Consider the following 19,329-nt stretch of genomic DNA (forward strand, 5'->3'; position numbering starts at 1 on the left):
ACCCGCAGGTCACAGTGGGCGTTGCTGCTGCTCGATGTACTGCTTGAGTACCGTGAGCGGTGCGCCGCCGACTGATCCGGCGAAGTAGGACCCGGACCAGAAGTGTCCACCCCACAGATGGTTGCGGACATGCGCGGCATACTCCTTGCCCAGGAGCCGCGCGGAGACGCCCTTGAGACTGTTGACCAGTTTGGACAGGGCGACCTTCGGCGGGTAGTGGATCAGCAGATGGACATGGTCGTGTTCGCCGTTGAACTCACGCAACTCGACCTCGAAGTCCGCGCACACTTCCCGCATGATCTCCTCGCAGCGGGCCAGCATCTCGTTCGTGAACACCCCCCGTCGATACTTAGTGACGAACACCAAGTGCGCGTGAAGGTGATAAACGACATGGCGTCCCGTCCGGACGTCGGGGTTCGGATTCCAGCGCGGTGACATAAACCAAACGATACGATGAGCGCGTGGAACTGGTGAAGCAGACCCGGGCGCACGTGGCGCGTCTCGACCTGAGCACGGCCCAGGTGGCCGTGCTGGATGGTCAGGCGCACACCGCTCGCACCCTGTGGAACCTGCTGCATGAGTACTTCACCTTCCGGCAGGGCCGTCTGGCCTCGGTCAAGGACTGCGACGCGGCGATCCGGCAGGCCCGCCGCGAGATCGACTGGATGGGCCGACTGCCCGCCCAGGCGGCGCAAGCGGTGCTGAAAACGTATCGGCAGGCGTGGGCGAATTTCCTCGACCCCGACCACCCGGCGAAACGGCCCACGTTCAAGGGCCGCCTGCGGTCCCGGTTGGCCGTGGACGTCCCCCAGGCCCGCGATTTGCAGATCATGCGGATTAACCGGCGGTGGGGTGCGATCAACCTGCCCAAGGTCGGGCGGGTCCGGTTTCGGTGGACCAAGGACCTGCCCGGCGTCACCAAGGGCGGCCCTGCCGGGCGGATCACCGGAGCCCGCCTGGTCAAAGAAGCCGACGGCTGGCACCTCGTGTTCCGGACCGAACGCCAGGTGCCTGCCCCGGTCTGCCACCCTGGCCCGCAGGTCGGGATCGACCGGGGAATCAACGTCGCCCTGGCCCTGTCGGACACCACCATGCGTGAGCACGCACCCTGGCTCACCAGCGGCGAGAAGGAACACCTGCGCCGCTTGGAGAAGAAGTCCGCACGCCAGCGCCGCACACGCACTTTCGGCCGGCCCACGTCCAAACGGCTGACCCGCACCTACGACCAGATCGCCAAGGCCCGCGCGACAGCCAAGCGCCGAGCCGTGGACTGGCAGCACCAGACCACCACCGAACTCGCCGACACCTTCAGCGTGATCAAGGTGGAAGACCTGAAGGTTACGAACATGGTCCGCTCTGCCAAGGGCACAGTCGAGAACCCCGGCGTGAACGTCGCACAGAAGGCCGGAGTGAACCGCTCGATCGCCGGGGAGGCCTGGGCTCGCACGGTCACCCTGCTGGAGTACAAAACCCGTGATCGCGGCGGGATGGTGGTGAAGGTGCCCGCCCCGGGCACGTCGCAGACCTGCCACCAGTGCGGGCACCGCGACCCGGCCAGCCGCGCCAAAACCGTGTTCACCTGCACAAGCCCCGCGTGCGGATGGGTCGGGCATGCCGACACCAACGCCGCGATCAACATCAACAACGCCGCAGGAACTGTGGTGTCAGGACGTGGAGACCTCGGGGTTACCCGGTCTGCGAAGCGTCAACCCCCGCGCGCCGCTTAACCGCGACGCGACGGGAGAATCTCCGGCCTTCAGGCCGGGGAGGAGTTCAAAGGAGGTACACCCCGTACGCCCGGCCCAGCACCGGCAGCGCCACGTTGCGCACCCGGATGCCGCCCGGGGTGACGCCCTTCTCCGTACCGGCGTGCGCGTGCCCGTGGATGATCAGGTCGGCGCCCTCGGCGTCGACCGCCTCGGCCAGCAGGTAGCTGCCGAGGAAGGGGTAGATCTCCAGCGGTTCCCCGTCGAGGGTGTCCTTGACCGGCGAGTAGTGGGACAGCACGACCCGGTAGTCGGCCTCCAGTTCCTTCAGCGCCACCCGCCAGCGATCGGCGATCCGCTTGGTGTGGCCGACGAACGCCTTGATCTCCGGCTCACCGAAGTCGCTGGCGCACTTGCCCGCGTACCCTCCGCCGAAGCCCTTGCCACCGGCCACGCCGAGCCGTATCCCGTCGATGTCGATCACCGTCGCGTCGTCGTGCAGGACCTCGATCCCGGCCCCGCGCAACAGCGCGGCGATCTCAGCGGGCCGGTCGGAGTGGTAGTCGTGGTTGCCGAGCACCGCCACCACCGGGATCGACAGGTCGCGGAACTCGTCCGCCACCATCTCCCCCTCCTCCATGGTGCCGTGCCGGGTCAGGTCGCCGGCGAGCAGCAGCACGTCGGCTCGATCCTCGATGCCGTCGAGCCGCCTGCGGTAATCCCCCCTGAGACTCTCGTCCAGGTGCACGTCTCCGACCGCCGCGATCCGCAGCGCGCTCACAGCTGTTCCTCCCTTACCGGCTCCACCACGCTCACGACATCGATCTCGTTGTGGACGACCAGCCCGGGAGCCGCCTCCCCGGCCACCTTGGCGATCAGCTCGCGGCGGTCGGCGCTGGTGATCTGGCCGCGCAGGTAGAGCTGATCACCTCGGACATCCACCCGGACGCCGAGTTCCGTGGTTCTCTCGTCCTCGGCGAGCGCGCGCTGCACACGCGCGGCGACGTACTGCGGAGCCTCCATCGTCGAACTCCTTTCCGTCCAAAAAGGCTCGCCTTCCCGTGGAACCCAAGGTCAAACACGTTTAAAACCCCCGCTGAGGGCAGAGGAGGCCGCTGTGCCCAGGACGCGGGCACGCCTGCCCCGCATAACTCGGTGGAGACGTGCCTATGAAGATCGCCATGGTTTCAGAGCATGCCAGCCCCCTCGCGACCGTCGGCGGAGCCGACGCCGGAGGCCAGAACGTCCACGTCGCCGCCCTCTCCATCGCGCTCGCCGGGCGCGGGCACGAGGTGACGGTCTACACCCGCAGGGAGTGCGCCTTCCAGCGGGAGAGGGTCGCCCTGGCCCCCGGGGTCACGGTGGTCCACGTCCCGGCCGGCCCGGCCATGATCCTGTCCAAGGACGACCTGCTCCCCTGGATGCCGGACTTCGGCCTGTGGCTGGCCAGGCGCTGGAACGCCGCACCGCCCGACATGGTGCACAGCCACTTCTGGATGAGCGGCCTGGCGGCCCTGGTCGCCGCGAGGGAGGTCGACGTCCCCATCGCGCACACCTTCCACGCCCTCGGTACGGTCAAGCTCCGCCACCAGGGCGCGGCGGACACCAGCCCGCGCGAGCGCCTCGGGATCGAGGCGATGATCGCCCACCAGGCGGACGCGGTCGTCGCGACCTGCGCCGACGAGGTGGCGGAACTGCGCCGGATGGGCGTGCCGCACCGCCGTACGAGCGTCGTGCCCTGCGGTGTCGACGTGCGCTCCTTCACCCCGGTGGGCCCGCGTGCCGATCTCGGTCCGGGCCCCGTCCTGCTCGCCATCGGCCGTCCCGTACCCCGCAAGGGCGTGGACACCACGGTCCAGGCCCTCGCCCACGTCCCCGGCGCCAGGCTGCTCGTCGCCGGCGGCCACCCGGACGACCCCGAGGTGGGCAGGCTCTCGCGGGTGGCCGTCAGGCACGGCGTGGCGGACCGCGTCAGGTTTCTCGGCAAGGTGGCCCGCGAGCGCGTCCCGGTCCTGATGCGCTCGGCGGACGCCGTGGTCAGCATGCCCTGGTACGAGCCGTTCGGCATCGTGCCGGTGGAGGCCATGGCCTGCGGGGTGCCGGTGGTGGTGTCCGCGGTGGGCGGGCACCTGGACACCGTCGTCCCCGGGGTCACCGGCCTGCTGATCCCGCCTCGCGAGCCGCGCACGCTGGGGGGTGCGCTGCGCCGGCTGCTCGCCACGCCGGGCCTGCTGGCGGCGTACGGCACCGCCGCCGCCGTCCGGGCGCGCTCCGACTACGACTGGAACAAGATCGCCGACCGGACCGCCGCCGTGTACGCGGAGGTGATCTCCTCCCGCGTCCCGGCATGGCGGAAGGACGGCGCCCGCTCGTACCCGGGCGTCGCCTGACGGCTCTCCGGTCCCGGAATCAGGACGGAAAGCCAGAAAGGTCCCCGGTCCCGTCGACGGGACCGGGGACCTTCGGCCGGGGATCGGGTGCCGGGCCCCGGAGGGCCCGGCAGGTGATCACTTGCCGGTGGCTCTGTGGATGCCGTGTGCCGTGGAACGGTCGATCGCGGCCTTGACCACACCGAAGATCGCTCCCTGGATGGCAGCCGCCACGAGAACCTCTCGCCAGCCGTACTCATCCGATGTCGCCTGGGGCGCGTCGTCCTTGCCCGACGCGAACTTCCAGACCTGCTTGAAGACTGCTCCGGCGATCGCGCCACCGAGCATTCCACTCGCGGCGCTCACACTGCGGGATACGACCCTGCTCAACGTCTCGCCCTCCGTTCGATTGACCGGAAGACACGCCTGCCCTTCCGGACCGGTACCTGACTCACACGACACTCACACGACCGGGGGGTCGTTGTAGTGCCGCTCCTCGTAGACGCGACGATGAGCGACCGGGTCCTCGACCACGGTGGTGGCCGTCGAGTCCGCCACCGCCCGGCGGGCGATGCTGAGCCGGTACACGGCGAACAGGAGCCATGCGAGACCGCCGATCATCAGGATGACACCGACGACGTTGATGTCGAACCCGGCGATGTCGAATTCGACCGCCCAGGTGAGAATGGCGCCGAGCATGATGAGAATGATGCCGCCTGCGATGGTCATGGGATCTCCTCCTTCGAGCCAACGCATCCCCCCTATCCCCCACACGGCTCCCAAACGTCACCCGGCGGAGACAGCTGCCGACCACGGCATCCCAATGGACGTCACGGGCCTGACGACTTCGGAAAAGTCGTCAGGCCCGTGGGTTCTCGGCGAAGAATCGGTTACTGGGCGGGCAGGACCGCACCCTTGTACTTGTCCTCGATGAACTTCTTGACCTCGGGGCCGGCCAGGAGCTCGGCGAGCTTCTTGATCCGGGGGTCGTCCACCTTGGCCGGGACGGTGACCAGGCCGTTGGCGTACGGGTTGCCCTCGCCCTTCTCCAGGAGCAGGGAGTCGGTCGCGGGCTGCAGCCCGGCCTCCAGGGCGTAGTTGCCGTTGACGATCGCGGCGTCCACGTCCTCCAGGGAGCGGGGCAGCTGGGCGGCCTCAAGGGGCTTGAACTCCAGCTTCTTGGGGTTGTCGGCGACGTCGCGCTCGGTGGCCTTGACGCCGACCCCCTCCTTGAGGGTGATCAGGCCGTTGTCGGCCAGCAGCTTGAGCGAACGGCCGAGGTTGCTCGCGTCGTTGGGCACGGCCACCTGGGCGCCCTCGGCGAGCTCGGAGACGTTCTTGATCTTCTTGGAGTACAGGCCGAGCGGCTCGATGTGGACCGGGGCGACCCAGCTGAGCTGGATGTTCTTACCCTTGGAGAACTCCTCCAGATACGGGATGTGCTGGAAGTAGTTCGCGTCCAGGTTGCCCTCGTCGAGCTGGGTGTTGGGCTGGACGTAGTCGGTGAACTCGACGATCTCCAGGTTCAGCCCGGCGCCGGCGGCGAGGTTGTCCTTGACGTACTTGAGCACCTCGCCGTGGGGTACGGGGTTGACCCCGACCTTGAGCGGGGCATCGGCCTTCGGCGTGCCGTCGGCCGGTTGGGCCGTGTCGGTGGACGTCCCCCCGCATCCGGCCAGGGTCCCGGCCAGGATCAGTCCGGCCACGATCCCAAATATCTTGCGCATGATTCTCCCCTAATTCCCCTTACAGCTGGTAGGAAATATCTCACAGAAACGGGGAAAGGGACAAATCCTTACTTGTCACGCAAAGCCAACATCTGGGCGATCTGCGCTGTACGCGAGACATCGACGCGTTTCGCCATCTCGGTGACCTTGGCGTGCAGCCCGGTCGCGACCTCCACCTTGGCCATCTGGGAGGCGTCGTCCTGCTGGGCGATGAGCATGTCGAGGAACCTTCGCTCGAACTCGGCCGGGGGCGCCGCGATGAGCGCCGCGACCTCCTCATCGCTCACCCCGGGCATCCCGCCGTGCGCGGCGTGCTCGTCGTCCGGCGCCGTCGCGGGCTGCCCCCAGGCGGCCAGCAGGCCGGACATGGTGCTGGACTCGCGCTCCTGGGTCACCCCGATCGCCTCGGCGAGCTCGGAGACCTCGGGGCGGACCTGCCGCTCCCGTGCCAGCCGCACCAGCCGCACCACCTGCGCGTTGTGCGGCACCATCATCTGCAGGAACATCACGTCGGGAGCGTTGAAGGCGACCCCCTCGGCGGTACCCGTCGGCGGGGCGGGCGACGGGCTGGGCACCCCCTGACCCGCGCCGTGCCCATCGTGCGCGTCATGATCAGAACTCTGGTCGGCACTCTGGTCGGCATTCTGGGCGGCGGCGCCGTGCCCCGCGTGACCGGATGCGCCGCCCCGAAGCTCCTGGATGCTGTGGGCACCGCAGCCCGCGAGCAGCAGGACGCCCAGTACGACCACCGGGACCGCACGTCTCATCGAATACCTCCAGGCTGGAGACCCCGGACTCTGGCCCCGGGGGAGGAAGCGCGGCACGGTGCCGCGTGGTTCGGTGTGCTGTTCGGTGTGCTGTTCGGTGGCGGCCAGGACCGGGCCTCGTACGCGCGGCGCCCTCCCCGCCGGGCCGGCGGACCGGTGCGGGACCTCAGGGGAGAACGCCCGGCCGGGACGGCTCGTCCCGGCCGGACGTCAACGGGTCAGACGCGCTGCCAGAGAGCCGGCACGTTCGGCGGCTCCCAGCCCGCCAGCGCGGTGTGCGCCTGCAGGCACCGGTAGGTCACGCCCCCGTAGGTCACCGTGGCGCCCGCCGCGTAGGCGGCGCCCGCCTGCCAGGTACCGCCCGGCTGGCTCGTCGGGGTGACGGTCGGGGTCGGAGTCGGGGTCGGGGTGGGGGTCACCGTCGGGGTCGGCGTGGGGCTGGGATTGCCTCCCCCGCCGAAGTTCACGTCCGAGCAGGTGTAGAAGGCCTCGGTGCTGCCCACGATGCGCTGCCAGATCGAGAAGATGAGCTGGCGGCCGCTCCGCTGCGGGAGGTTGATCGTCCAGTTGGTGAACGTGCTGGGGTTCTGGTTGGTGAAGGTCCTGATGTGCTCCAGATCCGACCAGCGCAGCGGCTGGGTCGGGTTCCAGCTCTGCTTGGTGATGTAGAACTCGAAGTTGCTGTTCGCATGCGGCGCGGTCGCGTGGTAGGTGACCGTCAGCGGTCCCGGGGAGACCGAGGTGGCGGGCCAGTCGGCCCTGGTGAGGTTGAGCCCCCGGTACTTGTCGCGCCCGGCGCCGCAGAGCTGGCCGTCGGGAATGATCTGGCGATGGTTACCGCCGGCTTCGAGCCGGGACACCTCGTGCCAGTCGTAGAAGGCCTGGGTGCCTCCGGCCGCGACGGCCGCCTTGCACGCGTCGGACTTGGGGGTCTCCGGGCCCTCCGTCTTGCAGACGTAGGCCCGGCTGGGCGGGTTCGACATGGAACCGTGGGCGACCGCCGCGGTGGACGGCAGCAGCGCGAGCAGGGACCCTACGCTGAGCGCCGCGGCGGCACCGGTGGCCACCTTGTGTCGTAGATGCACGTGGACTCCTCCTGGGTTGGGGAATGGAGGCAGGACATGTCCAACGAGCCGACGGATAGCACGTTATTAACAAGAAACCTTACTAAAAGTCCGTCCCATAATGCCAGTCGAACGAGGATACAGATCCCTGACCAGCACGATCCCAAGCCCCCGGCGGGTGGGTCCCGCGCACCGGGAGGACGAGCCCGCCCTTGGTGAGCCTCGGCCCGCGACCGGCGGGCCCCCACTCCCCCGGAGGCCTGAGCCTCGGTCCACGACCTCGCCCCTGCCGTGCCCGGTCCAGCTCCCGGAGGCGCCCCTGCCTCCCCCCGGAAGCCCCGGCCTCAGTCCATGACCAGCACGACCTTGCCCCTGCCATGCCTGGTCCCAAGCTCGCGATGCGCGTCCGCGGCCCGCTCCAGCGGGTAGGTGCCGCGCACCGGGAAGACGAACCTGCCCTCGGCGTACAGGGCGGCGAGCTCGGCGAGGCGGGACGCCAGCCGCTCCCCCCTGGTCCGCTGCGCCCCCAGCTCGGCGGCCCTGCCGTGCTCGACGAGCGTGAGGAGGCGCTCCCCCTTCACCAGCTCCAGGGAGATGTCGAACGCCTCACCGCCCGCGCCGTCCAGCACCATGTCCACCCCGCCGGGCGCCAGGTCGCGGACCCGCTCCAGCAGGCCCTCGCCGTACGCGACCGGGATCGCGCCGAGCTCGCGCAGGTAGTCGTGGTTCTCCTCCCGCGCGGTGCCGATCACCGTGGCCCCCCAGAGCCGGCCGAGCTGGACCGCGGCGGTGCCGACCGCGCCTGCGGCGGCGTGCACCAGAAGCGTGTCGCCCTCCCCCACCCCGAGCTGCCGCAGCGCCATGTGGGCCGTCTGGGTCCCGGCGGTGAAACCGCCCGCCACCTCCCAGGGCATGTTCACAGGCTTGGGCGTGACGTTCCCTGCGGGCACGACCACGTACTCGGCATAGGCGTTGAGCAGGGTGAAGCCCAGCACCTCGGCCCCGGCCGAGACCCCCGCCACCCCCGCTCCCACCTGGTCGACGACCCCGGAGAACTCGTTGCCGGGCACCCGGGGCAGCTCCCCGTCCACTCCCGGCGGAGTCCACCCCTCCCTGATCGCCAGGTCGAACGGCTGCACGCCCGCGGCCCTGACCCGCACCCGTACCTGCCCCTCGCCCGCCTCGGGCGTGGGAAGCTCCGTCACCCGCAGTACCTCGGGACCGCCGAACTCGAAAAAAGCAGCTGCCTTCACAGGGTTCCCCTCCACTCGTGTACGCCGCCGCCCAGCCTGCAACCTCAAGCATGATTGAGGTCAACTCATGCGCTCCGGATCCCGGCGCGCAGGGGGCCACCGTCCGTGTCCTGGGGCGCCTTGACCAGGCGACCGGGGTCGCGCAGGTGCTCCAGGACCTCCGGGCAGGCGAACCGGTCGAAGATCCGCGGCGGCTGCCACGTCTCCTCCGGTCGGTCGCTACTCGGTGGGGGTGGGCCAGAGCAGGTCAGGCTCGCTCGGCGCGCTGTAGTTCACCCCGGGCACGTCGAAGCCGTACAGGCGGCGCACCTCGCCGGTGAACCAGTCGATATCGGCCAGGTCGCCGATGCTGTCGGGGGCGACGGCCTCCCACCGCTCGGTCACCTGCTCCTGGATGAGCGGGTGCAACTCCCACCCGTCCAGGCGGATGCGCCTCTGGTCGTCGAGGTCGAGCGCCTGGGCACCGGTGAGCCGGTCCCACAGCTCGACGGACTGCTGAAGCGGGGACTGCATGGCCTCGCCGAGGGCGCCCCGCAGGAGGCTGACGTACAGGGCGATGCCGGGGATCGCGGTGGATGCCTGGGTGACGGCGGCGCCGTTGACCGATGTCATGGCCCGCCCGCCGACCTCGGCCAGGCCGCCGTTCAGTGTGAGCGCGGTCTCCTCCAGGTGGGCCTTGGCCGCACCGATGGTCCCGTCCCGGTAGATCGGCGCGGTCAGGTGCGAGCCGATGTAGGACAGGGCCACGGTGGTGAACCCCGGGCGCAGCAGGCCACGGCCCGCCAGGGCGTCAACCCACAGCGCCCAGTCCTCGCCGCCCATGACCTTGATGGTGTCGGCCCGCTCGGTGTCGCTACCCGGTTCGACCCAGATCTCCTTCAGCGCCGGTTCGTCTCCGCTGACGTCCAGGGTCTTGGTGCTGTACCCCGCCCCGAGGGACTGGATCACCGACTGGTGTGTCTGCCCGGTGACGGGGTCGGTGCGCCGAGGTGCGGCGACGCTGTAGATCAGGTAGTCGATGCCGCCGAACCGTTCGGCGAGCAGGTCGAGTACCTGCTCCTTGGTGGTGTCGGCGAAGGCGTCGCCGTTGACGAACGACCAGTCGCGGCCGGCCTTGGCCGCGAGTTCGGCGGTCGCGATGGTGCGGTACCAGCCCGCGGTGGCCGTGCGACGCTCGGTGGGCGGGCGCTCGAAGCACAAGCCGACGCCGTCGAGGCCGTAGCGACGGATTCCCGCGATCGTGGCCGCCATCCCGTAGCCGGCGCTGGAGCCGATGATCAGGGCGACCGGGCGGCGCTCGGCCTTCTTGCCGGGGATCGCGGGGGCGACGCGATCCCACATGTCGCCGACGATCTTCTCGCATCCGGCGGGGTGGGAGTCGAACAGCAGGAACCCGCGCCCGCGGGGTTCGATGAGTCGTTCCGTCATCGTGTGCCTATCTGGTCGGGCCCGCGGGCGGGTCGGAGCCCGCGAGACGCTGAATGATCCTGATGAGGTCGCCGACCGGGTGGGCCTGGCCGGTGTCCTCATCCGGGATGGTCACCTGGAACCGCTTTTCGAGGTCTCGAATCAGCTCCAGCAGCGAGAGGCTACCGAGGCCCAGGTCATTCCACAGGTCCAGACCCGGATCGGCGCGGTCGCGTGGCGCACGTCCGGCAGCCTTGGCGACCGCGGCCACCACCGCCTGCCGCAGTGCGAGCTCGTCAGCCACGGCTGCCTCCGGCCGCGCCGGTGCGTGACCACAGGGCGTTGGTGGGCACGAACGGCAGCGCCGGACCTCCGGGGCCGGGTTCGCCGGTGCGCTACTTCAGGGAGATGGGTCCGCGCGGCGAGGTACGCGAGCCCGGCCGGCCGGGACGTCAGGCGATCCGATCCAGATCCGCCGGCCGGACGGTGCCGCGGAGCGGAAGGCCCCGCGCCAGCCGCTCGACCTCGGCGACCGCGAACTCGCCCAGGCGGCGCAGCTCCCTGCCCCTGGCTCCACTGAGGTGCGGGGTGACCAGGACGTTCGGCAGGGCGAGCAGCGGATGCCCGAGGGGCAGCGGCTCGGGATCGGTCACGTCGAGGACGGCGCCGATGCGACCGGTGGCGCAGTGCCGTACCAGGGCGTCGGTGTCGATCAGGGAGCCCCGGGCGGTGTTCACCAGCACCGCGCCGTCGCGCAGCAGCGCGAGGCGGCGCTCGTCGAGCAGCCCGCGGGTCTCCGGCAGCGCGGGGGCGTGCACGGTGACCAGCTCGGCCTCGCGGCAGAGATCGTCGAGCGGCACCGGCCTGGCCCCGAGGGCCGCCGCCTGGGCGGGGCTGATGTACGGGTCGCTGAGCAGGATGTGCGCGCCGTGGTCGCGGAGCCGCTCCATCACCAGCCGCCCGACCCGGGAGGCGCCGATGACCCCGACCACCGCTCCGATCAGGCCGCCGCCCTCGCTCGGCGTCGCCACTCCGGGCAGCGGATCGCCCGACCAGCCCCGCGTGGAGTACGCGCGCGCCTTGACGATCACCTGCTTGGCGGCCAGTACGAGCATCGCCAGGGTGAACTCGGCCACCGGCAGCGCGTTGGCCTCGGCCGCCGAGGAGACCGCGACGCCCCTGTCGAACACCTCCGCGGTGAGGTGCCCCTTGACACTGCCGGCGGCGTGCACGACCGCCCGCAGCCGTGGAGCCGCGGCCAGCACGTCCGCGTCGATCCTCGGACACCCCCAGCCGGTGATCAGGATCTCCACGTCGAGCGGCCCGTCGAAGGATTCGATCACTCGCTCGTCCACCCGCGTCACCAGCGACAGCCGGTGCCGCAGGTCGGGGGGGAAGAGCTCGGGCAGTAGCCGGGGCTGCATGGCGAACGCCGCGGCGGTGGTCATCGGACGGTTACCGGCCGGATCGAGTCGCGGACCACGATGTGGGTGCCGGGTGTCGCCGGGCCTCCCGCGCCCCTGCCGGGCACCGGCCGCACCGCCGTCCTACCGATCCAGGACATCCGGACCACCTCCTGTCTCTCAACCGGGTGACCGCCGGCCCGAGGGGCCGGCGGTCACCCGGTACGTGTGGCTGCCGCTGCGGTTCCCAGCGGCACGATGATGAGCCGTCCAACGCCGGGCAACCGGCCGTCAACGGATTCCCACCTGTCGAACCTGCGAAACCGGTGAGATCCGCGGGAATCCCGACTCCTAGCTGCCGTGGACCTCCATCTCCCACAGGGAGTAGCCCCAGACGGTGGCACGCTGCGTGCCGTAGACCCGCACGTGGCGGGCACCGACCGCCGCGAAGGTGATGTCGTCCACACCGCCGTCACTCGCGGTCGTGGAGTGGACCTGCGACCACGTCGTGCCATTGGTCGAGGTCTCGATCCGGTAGGACTTCCCGTACGCCGCCTCCCACTGCAACCTCACCCGGCTGACCTGCCGGACAGAACCCAGGTCCACCGAGATCCACTGCGGGTCGGAGAACGCCGACGACCACCGCGTCCCGAGATTGCCGTCCACCGCGTTGCTCCCGCCGAACGACCCGTTCTCCGTGGAGGAGACGGTGACCGGACGCCCCGACGACAGCAGCACGCTCCCCGGGGGCACCGTGGGAGTCGGCGTGGGGGTGGGGGCGGTGCCGCAGTCGGCGGGGGCGACCCCGGCCGCGTAGCGGAGCCCGCCGTACAGGTGCGCCCGGAAGTTCGGCTCGGTGTAGGACGCGATGGTGTGACCGAGTCCGGTGTACCAGGCCCGGCCGCCCTGGTACGGCCTGCACCAGGCGATCGGGTGGTCCGCCCCCATCGACCCGCCGGAGTAGGTCGACTCGTCCAGCGTGGCCAGCACGTGGGCGGCGGAGCGAGGGTTGGTGCGGTAGTTGTACAGCTCGTCGGTGCGCACCCAGGTCGCCGGCAGGTGGGCCGTCGAGGGGTGCGTGCGGTCCTCCACCCGTACGGTCGCCTGCTGGATGGCCGGATGGGAGGAGAAGTAGGCGCCGACGAGGCCGCCGTAGAAGGCCCAGTCGTACTCGGTGTCGGCGGCCGAGTGGACGCCCACGTATCCGCCGCCGCCCGCGATGTAGGACTCGAACGCCGTCTGCTGCGCGGCGTTCAGCACGTCGCCGGTGGTCAGCAGGAAGACCACCGCCCGGTATCCGGCCAGGTTGGCCGTGCTGAAGGCGGCGGCGTCCTCGGTGGCGTCGACGGTGAAGCCGTTCTCGGCCGCCAGCCCGCGCAGCGCGGTGATGCCCGCGGGGATGGCGTCGTGCCGGAACCCCGCGGTCTTGGAGAAGACGAGCACCTTGTAGGCCGGGTCCGCTGCCATGGCCGGCGCCCCCAATCCGATCGTGACGACGAGCAGCGCGGTGATGACCGCGATGACATTACGCACCGTAGACCTCCATTTCCCACAGGGAGTAGCCCCAGGCGGTGGCCCGCTGCGTGCCGTACACCCGCACGTACCGGGCACTCGCCGCCGCGAAGGTGACATCGTCCACCCCACCGTCACCGGCGGTCGTGGAGTAAACCTGCGACCACGTCGTACCGTTGGTCGACGTCTCGATCCGATAGGCCCTGCCGTACGCGGCCTCCCACTGCAACTTCACCCGGCTGACCTGCCGGGCAGAACCCAGGTCCACCGAGATCCACTGCGGGTCGGAGAACGCCGACGACCACCGCGTCCCCAGGTTGCCGTCCACCACGTTGCCCGCCGCGAATCCGGCGCCCTCCGTCGAGGAGGCGGTGACCGGACGTCCCGACGACAGCAGCGTCCCGGTGGGCGGCTGCGTCCCGGTGGTCAGGGTGAAGTCGTCCACGTCGAACAGCGCGCCCGCGCCCCCGGCGAAGACCAGGAAGAGCTTGGTCGTGCCGGCCGGGGCACCCGTCAGGTTGGCGGAGACGTCGACGAACGTATCCCAGCCGCCCGTCGGCGCCACGGTGGCGGTGCCCAGCAGCGTCCCGGTCGCCGAGCCGGCCCTGACCTGGATGGTCCCGCCGGCTCCGGCGGAGGAGACCTGGGCGGTGATCTTGGAGACTCCGGCCAGGACATAGGGGTCGAAGGCGATCCAGTCCCCGTTCTCGATGTTGCCGACGGTCTTCGCGCCGTGCGCGGTCGGCTTGTCGAACAGGGCGACGCCCTGGGAGGTGGTGTAGTGCTCGGCCTGCCGGTTCTTCGGCTGGGTGACGTGCTGGGCATGGGTGGTGAGGCCGCCGGAGTCGGTGTACTCGGCGTCCCAGACGCCGAACAGGTTGGCGGCCCCGTCGTGCTCGCCGTTGGCGGGGGTCTGGATGGTGCCCGAGCAGCCGTTGGCCGTGGCGAGCGGGTGGCCGTGGGTGTCGTGACCGAGGATGTAGGTCATCTTCACCTTCGCGCAGTCGATCGTCGTGTCCTCCGGATCGGTGACGGTGACGCGGTACGGCACGGCGTCGCCGAAGCCGAACACCTGCCCGTTGAGCGGGAGGTCGATCCGCACCGTGGGCGCGGTGTTGCCGACGTTGATCTCGACGTTGGCCGTCGCGGTCAGGCCGGTGCTGTCCCTGACGGTCAGCGTGGCCGTACGGGTGCCGTCGGTCGTGTAGGTGTGGGTGGGGTTGGCGGCGGTGGAGGTGCCGCCGTCACCGAACGCCCAGGAGTAGGTGAGCGCGTCGCCGTCCGGGTCGGAGCTGCCCGCCGAGGAGAACGCCACGGTCAGCGGCGCCTTCCCCGAGACGCGGTCCGCCGACGCCTTGGCGATGGGCGCCCGCCCGCCGGTCCCGATGTGCTCGATGCGGTACAGGGCCGAGTGTTCGTTGCCGTTGAACCAGCCGGTCCCGTAGTCGAGCACGTAGAGGGCGCCGTCCGGGCCGAAGGCCATGTCCATCACCAGCGTGCCCGACCAGGGGAAGGGCTGGATGGTGCCCCGGCTGCCGTCCGCGTTGACCTCGATGTCCTTGATCCACTGCCGCTGGAGCTCACCGGCGAGGAAGTGCCCGTCGAGCGACTGCGGGAACTTGATCGGTGAGTTCAGCGCGGCGGAGTAGCGGTAGACGACACCGCCCATCGGCGACTCCGCGCCGCAGCCGAACTCCGGCAGCGAGCAGCCGTCGTAGGTGATCCAGGCGGCCTTGGCCGGGGGCAGCTTGACCTGGCCGGTGTTGTTGCGCGAGGTGTTCTCAGGACCGCCCGCGCAGTCGTACTTGGCGCCGACCGTCGCGGTCGCGTAGTTGTAGCGGGCGTAGGTCTCGGCGGGGGTGTTGTTGCCTGTGCAGTACGGCCACCCGTAGAAGCCCGGCCCGGTGATCCGGTCGAACTCGACCTGGCCGCCCGGCCCCCTGGCGCCGGCGGTGCCCGCGTCGGGGCCGTAGTCGCCGAGGTAGACCACGCCGGTGGCCTTGTCGACGCTCATCCGGAACGGGTTGCGGAAGCCCATCGCGTAGATCTCCGGCCGGGTGTTCGCCGTTCCCGGGGGGAACATGTTCCCGGCCGGGATCGAGTACGACCCGTCGGCGTTGACCTTGATGCGGAGTACCTTGCCGCGCAGGTCGTTGGTGTTGGCGGCGCCCCGCTGCGCGTCGAGTGCGGGGTTGCGGCCCGCCCTGTCGTCGAGTGGCGCGTAGCCGTCGTTGAAACCGGGCTCGGTGTCGTCGCCGGTGGTGAGGTAGAGGTTGCCCGCGGCGTCGAAGTCGATGTCACCGCCGACGTGGCAGCAGAAACCCCGGCTCGTCTTCACCTCCAGGACGCTTTTCTCGCTCGCGACGTCGAGCGTGCCGTCGGTGTTCAGCCTGAAGCGCGACAGCCGGTTGACGCCGTCGAAGCGCGCGATGTCGGCCGCGGTGCCGTCGAGCGGGGCGTTGCCCGGGGGCGTGGAGAGCGGCGGCGCGTAGTAGAGGTAGACGAACCGGTTCGAGGAGAAGCCGGGATCGATGCCGACGCCCTGCATGCCCTCCTCGTCGTTGAAGTAGACGGGGATCTTGCCCGACACCTTGGTGGTCCCCGCGGCGTCGGTGATCCGGATCGTGCCGTCGCGGGCGGTGTGCAGGACCGAGCGGTCCGGCAGCACCGCCATGGACATGGGCTCTCCCACCTCGGCGACCCCCTTGGCCAGCGTGACCTGCTGGAACCTGGCGGGATCGACGGGCGGGGCGGCCTGGGCCGCGACCCGGGCGGTGGCGGTGGCCGGGAGGGGGTGCAGGAGTGCGGTCAGGGTCAGGAGAGCGGTCAGGGGCGGTAACCATCGGCGGAGCGAGGCCATGGCGAGACTCCAGGTCTCTGTGGAGGGGGGTGGACCGGTGGTCAGGGTCTCGGGTTCTGTACTGCTGGGCGCTGACGGATGTGAGGGAGCGCTCTCCCACCACGAGATTGCTCTCGCTTACCAAAACTTGTCAAGAGGCTGATTAACCTGGTTGAAACGGCTCTCACACTTCCAGGTAACCGCCCGCGTGTTTGAGGGAACGCTCCCTGAGGCCGGTTTTGCAACGTGCCAGTGGCCGGTGAGCTGGGACCTTTGGTACAGCTCGACGCGGTGGTACCACCCGTGGTCGACGCCGAGCGGAGGGGCCGTGCCGGCCACCCGGGAAGGTGGGCAACCGGCCTCACCCAAGAGCGGGGGCGCACTTCTGTCCGGATACGGACATGGTGACAACCGGATAACTTCGTAGTACGTCTTCCCAAATGCCACGTTTGTCGCAATGGGAGTCGCCTTGCGCGTCCGATCCGTTCTCTCCGTCACCGTCCTGGCCGGCGGCCTGGTTCTCTTCCTCCAGCCGGCCGGCGCCGCCGTCAGCGAGGTGCGGCAGAGCTCGGCTGTCATCACCGACGTCGTGGAGTACCAGTGCACCACCACCGGCGCGACCGAGAAACAGAACATCAAGGTCAAGGTCGAGATGACGATGCCGGCCGCCGCCACGACGGGTGAGCAGATGAGCATCGGCTGGCAGGGGACCTACGCCGACGGCACCGGGCTGAAGGCACCCGCGACGGGACTGACCGCCGACACCAGCCTGTACGCGTACGCGTCCATCAGCGGGCTCACCGGACTGACCTCCGCCACCGGGGTGGGTACGCCCGGTACGGTCGACGCGAACCAGGTCATCCCGCTGCCGACGGCCCCGGTCAGCCTGAGTACGACCTCGTCCAACGCGGGTACGGCGACGGTGCGGCCGGCCGCCCTGAACTTCGGGACCGCCGCCAACGCGCCGTCGATCAAGTGTGCGGTCCAGAACCAGGCCGCCCTGACCACCTACCCCCTCACGGTCACCGCGGCCGACCAGACGGGGACGGAGACCGAGACCGAGACCGATACGGGTACGGAGCCGGAGACAGAACCGGAGGTCGGCGGGAACGGCAGGGTGCAACAGACCCCGTCGGGGCCCGCCGCGACCGGGGGCGGCGGTGAGCGCGGGCCCGACGGGCGGATGTTCCTGCTGACCGGCTCCCTGCTCATCCTCACCGCCACCACCGGGCTCCTGCTGCGACGCCGCGCCTGGAGATGACCCGGCACTCGGCCCCGTCGAGGCGACGGCCCGGCCCTGACCGTTTCGAACACCGGAACCATGACGGGAAAGCGGTTCCCCCACTGGGTGAAACCGGCACTTCCCTCGCCGAAGATGATGATGGATGATCGTTCATGGAGATAAAGACCAAGCGGCGACTGTCCACGACGGAGACCGCAAACCTGATCTTCCAGGCTCTGGGAAAGTGGCCCGTCTCCCTGCGGGAGCTTGACGCGGGCTCGTTCGCGGCACTGTGGCGCGCGCGGCTCGAAGACGGCGGCGAGCTGGTCCTCAAGCTCGGCCCTCCCGCCGACGTCGAGCTGCTCACCTACGAGCGGGACATCATCCGGACGGAGGCCCTCTTCTACGAGCTCGCCGCCGCCACCGGGGTGCCGATCCCCCGGCTGTGGCAGGCGAACCTCGACGGGCCGCTGCCGTACCTGATCATGAGTGCGATCGACGGCGTGGCCTGGTCGGAGCTGGCGGAACCACTGGCCGAGGCGGACACGAGAAGTCTCCGTTTCGAGCTCGGCCGGCACCTGGCCACGCTGCACCGGATCAGGGGAACTGCTTTCGGCTACCCGCAACTGGCCGAGATGACGGCGCCGACCTGGCGGGAGGCGTTTCTCTCCATGGTCGACGGTGTCCTCGCCGACGCGGTCCGGTTCCGGGCGGTCCTGCCGTGGCCGGTGGACGAGATCGCGAGCGTCGTACGGGCTCGCGCGCACCTACTGGACGATGTCGTCACCCCCACGCTGGTCCACTTCGACCTCTGGCCGGGAAACGTGCTGCTGGAGCCGGACGGCAGACCACCGCGCATCGCGGCGCTGATCGACCACGAACGGGCGTTCTGGGGAGATCCGGTGGCCGACCTCGTCTCGGTCGACGTGTTCGGCACGGCCGAACAGGACGCGGACCTGCTGGACGGCTACCGCGAGGCCGGCGGCCACCTGGACCTCACCCCCGACACCCGCGCCCGCCTCGCCCTCTACCGCGCCTACCTGTATCTGATCATGCTCGTCGAGGAGGGGCCGAGGGGAATCGACCACCCCGAGCGGCACGAGCACACAGCCAAGGCACTGGTCAGGCAGTTGGTCCACTGACGACAGGCGCACGGGCGAATGCCATAACTCGGATGCCCAAGGAGAGGAGTTCTGCGCACGGTACGACGCCCTCACCGGTTTTCTCTCAGTACCGGCTTCGCGAACCTCCTGGCCGATGCCAGAACGTCCTGGCTGCCGCATCGTCCGGCACTTCCTCCCTCAGGGTCAGGTGTTGCGACCACCTTTTAGCACCCAAGCCGTCAGAGTGGGGCCATTTCAGACCGTCATCACCAAACCCCGTTGGGCTGCGCTAGCACCAAGGAGATCAGGGGCATACCTGCTGGAACTTCTCGCCGGGTATGTAGAGGTTCCATTCCTCTCGGCGGAGAGACCGAGGAGAGATGGCGCAGGCTGCTGCGTAGAGATTTGTGGGCAGAGCAACGTTCCACAGCAGTATCGTCTTGTCCTCGCTGGCGCTGGCCAAAGTCTTGCCATCGGGGCTGAACGCGACTGAGGTGACCTCATTGGTATGGCCGGTGAGCGGGGCTCCGAGGAGGCGACGCGTGGCTGTGTCCCACAGCAGCACCGTATTGTCAACCTTGTCAACGCTGGCGCTGGCCAGGGTCTTGCCGTCCGGGCTGAACGCCACCGAAGAGATCGCGCCGATGTTGAAGCTCCTGGGCTTGCCGTCCGGGCTGAACGCCACCGAGAAGATCGCGCCGGTGTTGCCGCTCAGAGGCGCGCCGATCTGAAGGCGCGTGCCCACGTCCCACAACCGCACCGTCCTGTCGCCGCCGCCGCTGGCCAGGGTCTTGCCGTCCGGGCTGAACGCCACCGAGAAGATCGCGCCGGTGTTGCCGCTCAGAGGCGCGCCGATCTGAAGGCGCGTGCCCACATCCCACAACCGCACCATGTCGCCACTGGCACTGGCCAAGGTCTTGCCGTCCGGGCTGAACGCCACCGAGATCACGCTCTCAG

Annotated in this window: 19 protein-coding genes; 4 read left to right on the forward strand and 15 right to left on the reverse strand. The window is 69.8% G+C overall.

The features are described from left to right. Positions 1-9: 9 nt before the first annotated feature. The gene (gene tnpA, locus ACWD3H_RS12330) at positions 10-438 is read right to left on the reverse strand and encodes an IS200/IS605 family transposase (protein ID WP_451954990.1); all 429 of its coding nucleotides are present in this window, start codon (positions 436-438) and stop codon (positions 10-12) included. A 23-nt stretch (positions 439-461) separates the two neighbouring features. On the opposite strand from tnpA, the gene ACWD3H_RS12335 reads away from it, so the two are divergent. After that, a complete protein-coding gene (locus ACWD3H_RS12335) occupies positions 462-1,727 on the forward strand; it encodes an RNA-guided endonuclease InsQ/TnpB family protein (protein WP_451954991.1) in 1,266 nt (421 codons plus the stop codon). 46 nt (positions 1,728-1,773) lie between these two features. Here ACWD3H_RS12335 and ACWD3H_RS12340 read toward each other — a convergent pair whose 3' ends face one another. Continuing rightward, the gene (locus ACWD3H_RS12340; protein WP_355569510.1) at positions 1,774-2,487 is read right to left on the reverse strand and encodes a metallophosphoesterase family protein; all 714 of its coding nucleotides are present in this window, start codon (positions 2,485-2,487) and stop codon (positions 1,774-1,776) included. Then, positions 2,484-2,729 carry a BON domain-containing protein gene (locus ACWD3H_RS12345; RefSeq protein WP_350912238.1) on the reverse strand — a complete coding sequence of 82 codons (246 nt, stop codon included), beginning with the start codon at positions 2,727-2,729 and terminating at the stop codon, positions 2,484-2,486. Before ACWD3H_RS12345 ends, ACWD3H_RS12340 begins: the two co-directional genes overlap by 4 nt. A gap of 146 nt (positions 2,730-2,875) precedes the next feature. On the opposite strand from ACWD3H_RS12345, the gene ACWD3H_RS12350 reads away from it, so the two are divergent. Next, the gene (locus ACWD3H_RS12350) at positions 2,876-4,096 is read left to right on the forward strand and encodes a glycosyltransferase (protein ID WP_451954992.1); all 1,221 of its coding nucleotides are present in this window, start codon (positions 2,876-2,878) and stop codon (positions 4,094-4,096) included. Positions 4,097-4,213: 117 nt separating this feature from the next. Here the strand turns inward: ACWD3H_RS12350 and ACWD3H_RS12355 are convergent, their stop codons facing one another. The 11 genes from ACWD3H_RS12355 to ACWD3H_RS12405 form a co-directional block, all read right to left on the reverse strand. Then, complete coding sequence (locus tag ACWD3H_RS12355; RefSeq protein ID WP_355560626.1) at positions 4,214-4,465, reverse strand: DUF4235 domain-containing protein; 252 nt, start codon at positions 4,463-4,465, stop codon at positions 4,214-4,216. A 72-nt stretch (positions 4,466-4,537) separates the two neighbouring features. After that, complete coding sequence (locus ACWD3H_RS12360) at positions 4,538-4,804, reverse strand: DUF6458 family protein (protein ID WP_030913064.1); 267 nt, start codon at positions 4,802-4,804, stop codon at positions 4,538-4,540. 161 nt (positions 4,805-4,965) lie between these two features. Beyond that, positions 4,966-5,802 carry a MetQ/NlpA family ABC transporter substrate-binding protein gene (locus ACWD3H_RS12365; protein ID WP_355631721.1) on the reverse strand — a complete coding sequence of 279 codons (837 nt, stop codon included), beginning with the start codon at positions 5,800-5,802 and terminating at the stop codon, positions 4,966-4,968. Between the two features lie 68 nt (positions 5,803-5,870). After that, the gene (locus ACWD3H_RS12370) at positions 5,871-6,569 is read right to left on the reverse strand and encodes a DUF305 domain-containing protein (protein WP_451954993.1); all 699 of its coding nucleotides are present in this window, start codon (positions 6,567-6,569) and stop codon (positions 5,871-5,873) included. A 218-nt stretch (positions 6,570-6,787) separates the two neighbouring features. After that, complete coding sequence (locus ACWD3H_RS12375; RefSeq protein WP_451954994.1) at positions 6,788-7,654, reverse strand: lytic polysaccharide monooxygenase auxiliary activity family 9 protein; 867 nt, start codon at positions 7,652-7,654, stop codon at positions 6,788-6,790. 323 nt (positions 7,655-7,977) lie between these two features. Next, on the reverse strand, positions 7,978-8,838 hold the full coding sequence (locus ACWD3H_RS12380; protein WP_355630701.1) for an NADP-dependent oxidoreductase: 861 nt from the start codon (positions 8,836-8,838) through the stop codon (positions 7,978-7,980). A 267-nt stretch (positions 8,839-9,105) separates the two neighbouring features. Then, entirely contained in the window at positions 9,106-10,314 is a 1,209-nt protein-coding gene (gene fabV, locus ACWD3H_RS12385; protein ID WP_451954995.1) for an enoyl-[acyl-carrier-protein] reductase FabV, read from the reverse strand. Positions 10,315-10,321: 7 nt separating this feature from the next. After that, complete coding sequence (locus ACWD3H_RS12390; protein ID WP_451954996.1) at positions 10,322-10,597, reverse strand: phosphopantetheine-binding protein; 276 nt, start codon at positions 10,595-10,597, stop codon at positions 10,322-10,324. A 148-nt stretch (positions 10,598-10,745) separates the two neighbouring features. Continuing rightward, positions 10,746-11,741, reverse strand: coding sequence for a hydroxyacid dehydrogenase (locus ACWD3H_RS12395; protein ID WP_451954997.1), 996 nt, complete (start codon positions 11,739-11,741; stop codon positions 10,746-10,748). Positions 11,742-12,047: 306 nt separating this feature from the next. After that, positions 12,048-13,229, reverse strand: coding sequence for a ThuA domain-containing protein (locus ACWD3H_RS12400; protein ID WP_451954998.1), 1,182 nt, complete (start codon positions 13,227-13,229; stop codon positions 12,048-12,050). Further along, the gene (locus tag ACWD3H_RS12405) at positions 13,222-16,068 is read right to left on the reverse strand and encodes a PQQ-dependent sugar dehydrogenase (RefSeq protein WP_451954999.1); all 2,847 of its coding nucleotides are present in this window, start codon (positions 16,066-16,068) and stop codon (positions 13,222-13,224) included. The genes ACWD3H_RS12400 and ACWD3H_RS12405 overlap by 8 nt, the downstream gene beginning before the upstream one ends. Before the next feature lie 448 nt (positions 16,069-16,516). On the opposite strand from ACWD3H_RS12405, the gene ACWD3H_RS12410 reads away from it, so the two are divergent. Beyond that, on the forward strand, positions 16,517-17,308 hold the full coding sequence (locus tag ACWD3H_RS12410; protein ID WP_451955000.1) for a hypothetical protein: 792 nt from the start codon (positions 16,517-16,519) through the stop codon (positions 17,306-17,308). Positions 17,309-17,442: 134 nt separating this feature from the next. After that, complete coding sequence (locus tag ACWD3H_RS12415) at positions 17,443-18,411, forward strand: phosphotransferase family protein (RefSeq protein ID WP_451955001.1); 969 nt, start codon at positions 17,443-17,445, stop codon at positions 18,409-18,411. A 265-nt stretch (positions 18,412-18,676) separates the two neighbouring features. Here the strand turns inward: ACWD3H_RS12415 and ACWD3H_RS12420 are convergent. Beyond that, positions 18,677-19,329, reverse strand: a 653-nt coding sequence (locus tag ACWD3H_RS12420) for a WD40 repeat domain-containing protein (RefSeq protein WP_451955002.1), incomplete at its 5' end; no start/stop codon positions are given.

Source organism: Streptosporangium sp. NPDC002607 (assembly GCF_053592655.1).

What these genes read in the sequence shown, in the direction of transcription:
- ACWD3H_RS12345 (WP_350912238.1), bottom strand. Translation starts at nt 2,729, where the DNA reads ATGGAGGCTCCGCAGTACGTCGCCGCGCGTGTGCAGCGCGCGCTCGCC.
- ACWD3H_RS12360 (WP_030913064.1), bottom strand. Translation starts at nt 4,804, where the DNA reads ATGACCATCGCAGGCGGCATCATTCTCATCATGCTCGGCGCCATTCTC.
- ACWD3H_RS12395 (WP_451954997.1), bottom strand. Translation starts at nt 11,741, where the DNA reads ATGACCACCGCCGCGGCGTTCGCCATGCAGCCCCGGCTACTGCCCGAG.
- tnpA (WP_451954990.1), bottom strand. Translation starts at nt 438, where the DNA reads ATGTCACCGCGCTGGAATCCGAACCCCGACGTCCGGACGGGACGCCAT.
- ACWD3H_RS12415 (WP_451955001.1), top strand. Translation starts at nt 17,443, where the DNA reads ATGGAGATAAAGACCAAGCGGCGACTGTCCACGACGGAGACCGCAAAC.
- fabV (WP_451954995.1), bottom strand. Translation starts at nt 10,314, where the DNA reads ATGACGGAACGACTCATCGAACCCCGCGGGCGCGGGTTCCTGCTGTTC.
- ACWD3H_RS12405 (WP_451954999.1), bottom strand. Translation starts at nt 16,068, where the DNA reads ATGGCCTCGCTCCGCCGATGGTTACCGCCCCTGACCGCTCTCCTGACC.
- ACWD3H_RS12370 (WP_451954993.1), bottom strand. Translation starts at nt 6,569, where the DNA reads ATGAGACGTGCGGTCCCGGTGGTCGTACTGGGCGTCCTGCTGCTCGCG.
- ACWD3H_RS12350 (WP_451954992.1), top strand. Translation starts at nt 2,876, where the DNA reads ATGAAGATCGCCATGGTTTCAGAGCATGCCAGCCCCCTCGCGACCGTC.
- ACWD3H_RS12365 (WP_355631721.1), bottom strand. Translation starts at nt 5,802, where the DNA reads ATGCGCAAGATATTTGGGATCGTGGCCGGACTGATCCTGGCCGGGACC.